The sequence below is a fragment of the Candidatus Krumholzibacteriia bacterium genome, assembly GCA_035268685.1.
In the GTDB taxonomy this organism is placed as follows: Bacteria; Krumholzibacteriota; Krumholzibacteriia; order JAJRXK01; family JAJRXK01; genus JAJRXK01.
In genome coordinates, this window is the sequence record DATFKK010000077.1 from 1 (window position 1) to 6,367 (window position 6,367).

Annotated in this window: 6 protein-coding genes; 4 read left to right on the forward strand and 2 right to left on the reverse strand. The window is 67.9% G+C overall.

Going from position 1 to position 6,367, the window contains the following annotated elements; all coding sequences use genetic code 11:
- The first annotated feature begins 141 nt into the window (after positions 1–141).
- From VKA86_07550 to VKA86_07565, 4 genes are all read left to right on the forward strand, one after another.
- Complete coding sequence (locus VKA86_07550; protein HKK71057.1) at positions 142–834, forward strand: hypothetical protein; 693 nt, start codon at positions 142–144, stop codon at positions 832–834.
- A gap of 179 nt (positions 835–1,013) precedes the next feature.
- Positions 1,014–1,706: a hypothetical protein gene (locus tag VKA86_07555; GenBank protein HKK71058.1), complete on the forward strand. Its 693-nt coding sequence runs from the start codon at positions 1,014–1,016 to the stop codon at positions 1,704–1,706.
- A 34-nt stretch (positions 1,707–1,740) separates the two neighbouring features.
- Positions 1,741–2,157 (forward strand): secondary thiamine-phosphate synthase enzyme YjbQ, encoded by a 417-nt coding sequence (locus VKA86_07560; GenBank protein ID HKK71059.1) that lies wholly within the window; start codon positions 1,741–1,743, stop codon positions 2,155–2,157.
- A 114-nt stretch (positions 2,158–2,271) separates the two neighbouring features.
- The gene (locus tag VKA86_07565; protein HKK71060.1) at positions 2,272–4,350 is read left to right on the forward strand and encodes a TonB-dependent receptor; all 2,079 of its coding nucleotides are present in this window, start codon (positions 2,272–2,274) and stop codon (positions 4,348–4,350) included.
- 18 nt (positions 4,351–4,368) lie between these two features.
- Here the strand turns inward: VKA86_07565 and VKA86_07570 are convergent, their stop codons facing one another.
- The gene (locus VKA86_07570; protein ID HKK71061.1) at positions 4,369–5,433 is read right to left on the reverse strand and encodes a transposase; all 1,065 of its coding nucleotides are present in this window, start codon (positions 5,431–5,433) and stop codon (positions 4,369–4,371) included.
- Between the two features lie 248 nt (positions 5,434–5,681).
- Positions 5,682–6,206, reverse strand: coding sequence for a transposase (locus VKA86_07575; GenBank protein ID HKK71062.1), 525 nt, complete (start codon positions 6,204–6,206; stop codon positions 5,682–5,684).
- Positions 6,207–6,367: the final 161 nt, after the last annotated feature.

The following is a 6,367-nucleotide window of genomic DNA, read 5'->3' on the forward strand; positions in this document are numbered from 1 at the left end:
CGCTCGGCGCCGTGGCTTGTCGCGATGGACCGTGCTCGGCTATCCTCGACGCTCCCCCTGCTCGCCACCTCTTTCTTCGCCCTTCGTTCCCCACGTCCGGTCGCCCCGAGATCGGGCCGCGCCACCATCGGAGCTGCATCCATGAAGTCCACTCTCGCCGCGGCCCTCCTGCTGTTGCTCGGGGTCTCGCCCGCTGCCGCCCAGCCCTTCTTCATCGCCGAGATCTCCGGCACCTTCGACCGCGAGCTCGAGAGCGGCGGGACCGTTCCGGCCGGCCTCGGTCCGGGGGTGTCGTACACCGCCACCATCCAGTACGACGTCTCGCTCGCCGGCGCCGATCTCGAGTCCTCGCCCACCGCGTTCCGCTCCGACCTCGATGCATCGACCACGCAGTTCGTCGTCGAGGCCGGCGGCCAGACCTGGTCGCTGCCCTCTTCGGCCACGCTGACGCCGGACCTGTACGTGGAACACCGCATCCAGGCGAACCCCTTCCCCGGCCACTTCGAACTCTCCGCGACCGCCGGGCCCGACGCCGCGGACTTCCCCGGACTGTTCGGCCCGACGAACACGGCCTCGGGGCGGTTGCTCCTGCTGTACCAGGACGTGCAGTTGTGGAACGACACGGTCCTGCCGGCGAGCGAGCACATCAGCGATCCGGCGCAGATCGACCTCGCGAACGCTTCGTTGCAGCTCTTCCGCGTGAGCGCGGCCAACGGCGACTCGTTCTGGCGCGTCTACGACGACGATCCCGCGGTGTCCCTCCGTATCGAACAAGGTCCCGTGACCACCGATGAGGGATCGTGGACGAAGGTGAAGGCCCTGTTCGACGAGTGATCGCCACATCATCCCGGGGGGAGGGAGCGGCACGGGGCGACGGCCACGACGTCGGCTTGTCGCCGCGGTGCGCGCTCGGGTATGCTCGGTAAGACCCTGTTGCCTGCGCCTCCATCGCAATCCGTTCTCCACGCCCGGCCGCGTGCGTCCGGGCCGCGCCCACATCCGGAGTCGTATCCATGAAGTCCACTCTCGCCATCGCCCTCGTGCTCCTGCTCGGGGCCACGCCCGCCGCCGCCCAGCCCTTCCTCATCGCCGAGATCTCCGGCATTTTCGACCGCGAGTTCGAGAGCGGCGGGACCGTTCCGGCCGGTCTCGGTCCGGGGGTGTCGTACACCGCCACCATCCAGTACGACATCTCCCTCGCCGGGCCCGACGCATTCGCCTCGCCGACCGAGTTCCGCTCCAACCTCGATCCGGCGACCACGCAGTTCGTGATGGAGGCCAGTGGCCAGGTGTGGTCGCTGCCCTCGTCCACCACGCTGGCACCGATCCTGTACGTGACGCATCGGATCCAGACGGCGACGGCGGTCGGCGACTTCGAGCTCGCTTCGAGCGCCCAGCCCGACGTTGCGGACTTCCCCGGACTGTTCGGTCCGTCGAGCACGGCCACGGGACAGCTCCTCGTGAACTTCGAGGACCCGCAGCTCTGGAACGACACGGTGCTGCCGGCGAGCGAGCACATCAGCGATCCGGCGCAGATCGACCTCGCGAGCGCCTCCTCGCAGCTCTTCCGCGTGAACGCGAACAATCGCAACTCGACCTGGCGCGTCTACGACGACGACCCCACGATCACCCTGCGCATCGAACAGGGGCCGGTGACCACCGACGAGGGCTCGTGGACGAAGGTGAAGGCCCTGTTCGACGAGTGATCGCTGCCGAGTTCCGCGACGGAAGGAATCCCGCATGATCCACGGACGCCTCGTCACCCTGCCCACCGAAGGCTTCAGCGACGTCCACGACGTCACCGACGAGGTCCGTACGACCCTGCACGAATCCGGGGTGACCGAGGGCGTGGCCAACGTCTTCTCGATCGGCTCGACGGCCTCGGTCACCACGCTCGAGTACGAACCCGCCCTGGTGAAGGACCTGCAGGAAGCGCTCGAGAAGCTGTGGCCGCACGACATGCGCAGCCATCATTCGGAGACCTGGGGCGACGACAACGGCTTCTCGCACCTGCGTTCGGCCTTCGTCGGTTCCGACCTCACCGTTCCCGTGCACCAGGGTGAGCTCGTGCTCGGCACCTGGCAGCAGGTCGTCGTGATCTGCCACGACAACCGGCCGCGCCAACGGAAGGTGTTCGTGCAGGTCGTCGGGGAGTGAGGGGCGGCGGATCCCGCCGAGTGCCCTATCCTTCCCCCGTCGATCCTCGCGCACGGTCGGCCGCCCGCGGGCGGCATCCTCCTGTCTTCCGTCGTCTCCCTGGAGTGTCGACCCATGCTCTCCGCCCTGTTGCTGGCGCTGCTCACCGCGAGCACCGCTGCCGCGGACACGTCCGCGACCCCGACTCCCACGCACGAACTCCGCACCCGTATCGTCGATCCCGTACCCCTGGTGCCCGACCTTCCGTCGAGCGTGCGGCTCGACGCCGAGACCACGCAGAGCGGCGCCTTCACCACCACCGGCGAAGCCCTGCAGGCGTTGCCCTCGGTGCACGGCGTGCAGCGTGGCGCAGGTCAGGTGGAACCGGTGATCCGCGGCCTCGGCAGCGAGCGCGTGCGGACCCAGGTCGGTCCGCTGCCCTTGTTCGGAGCATGTCCGGGCAAGATGGACCCACCCGTGAACATGCTGCCCCTGCTCGCCGCCGACGAGATGACCGTGGTCGAGGGCCTGGCTCCCGTGGCGCTGGGTACGGCCGGCACGGGCGGACGCATCGTGCTCGACGACGAACTCCGTCGTTTCACCGTTCCCGACCTGGTCGGATGGCTGCGCGGCGGCTTCGACGGTGCTCGCAACGCCACCGTGGGCGAACTGCGGGTCGACCGGCGCATCGCCGGCGTCGACACCCGCGTCGCCCTCGAGGCCGTCGACGCCGGTGACTACGAGGACGCTCGCGGACGCACCGTGCCGAGCGCGCAGGAAGTGGTGCACGGCGTGCTGTCGGTAGCCGGTGATCCCGACCAGCGCACACGCGCATGGATGACCCTGAACGTGGGGAGCGAAGACCGGACCCTCTTCCCCGCCCTGCCCATGGACATGCGCCGCAGCGACATCGGCATGCTCACCGGTGGCGTGCGTCGCGCCGTCGACGACGAAACCCACTGGGAGCTGCGCGTCGGCGGCTCGCGGATCGACCACTCGATGGACAACCAGCTCAAGTCGAACCGCACGATGATGGAAGCGAACACCGAGTCCGAGGCCAGCAGCCTCGCGGCCCGGGCCACCTGGACCACGCGCTGGAGCGACCACGACGTCCAGTTCGGGCTCGACACCACCACCATGGCCCGTGACGCCCGCCGGCGACGGACCGTGTTCGCCATGGATCGCACCTTCGACGAACACCTCTGGCCCGACCTGTCGCAGAGCACCGTGGGCGTGTTCGGCCAGTGGCAGCGCCGCGTCGCCGCCGGCCACGAACTGCGCGTGGGCGCTCGCGCGAACCACGTGAACAGCCGCGCCGACGCCACCGACGATCCCCTCGGTGCCGGCACCATCGCCGACGCCTACGTGCGCTTCCACGGCGACGACGCCCGCCGCAGCGACGACGACCGCTTCGTCGCCAGCGGCAACGTCCAGTGGCAGTGGCGCCTCGACCGCCGCACGTCGGTGCACGCCGGTACCGGCATCACCCAGCGCGCACCCGGCGTGCACGAGTCGTGGATCGCCTTCGCCCCCGCGCCCGGCGGCTTCCGCGTGGGCAACCCGACGCTGGACACCGAGACCGGCTGGGAGAACGAGATCGGGCTGCGCTGGGACTCCCGCGCGCTGTCGATCGCCGCGACCGCCTACCACACCGAGTTCCGCGATTTCGTGCTCGAGACCACCGTTGCCCGGGAGGACGTGAACGGCGACGGGCGTGTGGATCGTGTCCGCGGGTTCGAGAACGTCGACGCCCGCCGCACCGGCGTCGAACTCACCGCCACCGCGCGTCCGTGGCGCTGGCTCGCGCTCCCACTGAGCCTGCACGCCGTCCGTGCGCACGACACCACGTACGATCTCCCCCTGCCGCAGACACCACCCGTCGAAGCCCGGTTCGGAACCCGGGTGATCGGCGCGCGTGGTCCGTTCGCGCCGTGGAGCGCGCAGCTCACCGCCCGCGCCGTGGCCGAACAGGACCGCGTGGATCCACGGTTCGGCGAGGACCGCACCCCCGGCTTCGTGACCCTCGACCTCGACGTCGATCTCAGTCCGAGCCCCGCCCTCGTCCTGCGCGCCGGCGTGCGCAATCTCCTCGACCACGCCTACCACGAACACCTCACCCGCGAGGCGGTGCTGCCCACGCAGGACCTCGCCGCCGGTGACGAGGTGGGCGCTCCCGGTCGGGCGGTGCACCTGTCGCTGGGGTGGCGGTACTAGCCCCAATTCGTCAAAAACTCACGCCGCCTGGAGGGCCCGAACGAGTCGTTCGACGGTCCTCCGGGCCGGCAGGCTACGGGCCATCCTGAGTGTCGCCCGGCCTCGTGGCCGTTGCACGAGCCCTGCTCGGCAGATCCACTCGAATCGCATCGTCGCCATGCGTCGTAGCTCGAAAAGCGGCGATCGTTTCGCGGTTGGTCTTCTTCGCGTCGCTCCCGCTTCGATCTGAAAGCTGACCATGAGATTGTGCGCCATCACCGACAGGATCTGCCAGGTGCTGTTCGCGGCGTAGTCGTGTGTCGGAATCGCATCGAAGGCATAGGCGCCCTTCAGTTCGGACAGCACCTTCTCGTGCGCGCCGCGTCCGGCCATGAAGTCCCACAGCGCACGCAGGCCGACCGTCTTGTTCGTCACGATCGCCGAGTACTCGTAATGCCCGTCGTCGGGATCGAACAGGTCGAGCTGGTAGTTCTTCGGGCTCTTGTGCCAGACCTTCTTGCGGTAGATCGCCACGCGTCGCTCGATTCCCCAAGTCTCGATCGGCAAGATCACCTCGAAGCCGTCGAGGCCTTCGGCCACGCACTTCCAGCGTCGCCGTTTCTGGATGAGACCCTTCAGGCCGAGCCATTGGTAGAAGGGGACCTTGATCGCGTACTCCGCACGCGACTCGAGCCAGACCAGCAGATCCCGCCGGAAGAAGGCCCCATCCATGCGGATCTCCAGTTTCGATCCCGGGCTGATCTCCTGGAGATCGGCGAAGACGTCTCGCAGGAAAGGCAGCGCGGTCTTGCCGTCGTGGACGTTGCCCGCGCGGTTCTTCAGGCCGATCACGTGTCCGGTCTGGGCGAGGTGCGCGGTGATCGGGAAGTAGCTCGGGACCTCGTGGTGATGCGGATTGTAGCCACGACACGCTCGCTCGACGGTCAGGCCCGTCGAGATAGCCGACGTGGCGTAGACGACGCGCGCCGACCAGGAGCATGGCCAACAGCAGCCGCACGACAGAACCGGCGGGAAAGACTCGGTGTAGCCCCAGCGGACGCAGATGACGGCGTGCCCTCGGCGAGAAATCCAGGCGCCGTAGATACCCGCCGATGATCTCGAGACCGGCGGAGGAGGTCAGCTGATCGGCGGTGACATCTAGGGCCAGAGGGGCGTTGACACGGCGGACCAGGTCCTCTTTTCTTCGTCTGACTGAGAGTGGCCTTTGGGTACAGGGATTCCTGCTGGCGTAGTCCTCCTTTTGTATCGTCAGGGGACCGATCTCAAGTGGAAAGGCGGTCTCCATCGCCGAGAGCCGCCTTTTCCCGTCTTAGGATTCTGACGAATTGGAGTTAGCGCGCGAGATCGCGGACGCGAGCCTCCTCGTCGCTCGTCATGCCCTGGCGCCGGCCCTTGTCGACCTCGGCCTGCCGAGCCCACTTGGGTAGCGCCTCTGCCGAACAGCCGATCCGCGGCGCAATCACCCGGATCGCTTCCCACTGGGACGTCCGCTCGATCTGGTGGTCCAGGACCATCCGGGCCGTCCGCTCACGCACCTCGGGGGAGTACCTGCTTCGTCGTGTCAGGCCCGATCTGTGATAGTCGCGCTGCCGGAGCGTGGCCACTTGGCCGAAAACCACCAGTGTCCAGAGTATCACCAGTGCCGCTGTCTCGTTCATGAACGACTCCTGCGTCTTGGTCCACCGACGAAACTCGTCATTGAGGCGCGTGGTCTGGATCGTGGTCCGCAGACTCTCCCACCGCGACTTCGGGAAGTGGTAGAACGTCAGTAAGTCGTGGCCAGCCTCCTGCAGGCTCGCGATCACGCCCTCGCACAGCTTCGACCACTTGCGTACGAGGGCGTCGTAGGCCTTCAATGCCTGCTCTCAAGACTCCCCGTAGACGGCCTTGCGATAGTTCCGCTTGAGCCCCCCGTGGCAGTGCTTCGGCGCGGCCGAGAGCGGATTTTCGAGGTTGTGTTTCGTGTTGTAGCGCTGGATCTTTGTCTCCCGCCACGCGTCGGCGAGTGATCGCAGCA

Coding starts and splice junctions, on each gene's coding strand:
- VKA86_07550 (HKK71057.1), top strand. CDS start 142: ATGAAGTCCACTCTCGCCGCGGCCCTCCTGCTGTTGCTCGGGGTCTCG.
- VKA86_07555 (HKK71058.1), top strand. CDS start 1,014: ATGAAGTCCACTCTCGCCATCGCCCTCGTGCTCCTGCTCGGGGCCACG.
- VKA86_07560 (HKK71059.1), top strand. CDS start 1,741: ATGATCCACGGACGCCTCGTCACCCTGCCCACCGAAGGCTTCAGCGAC.
- VKA86_07565 (HKK71060.1), top strand. CDS start 2,272: ATGCTCTCCGCCCTGTTGCTGGCGCTGCTCACCGCGAGCACCGCTGCC.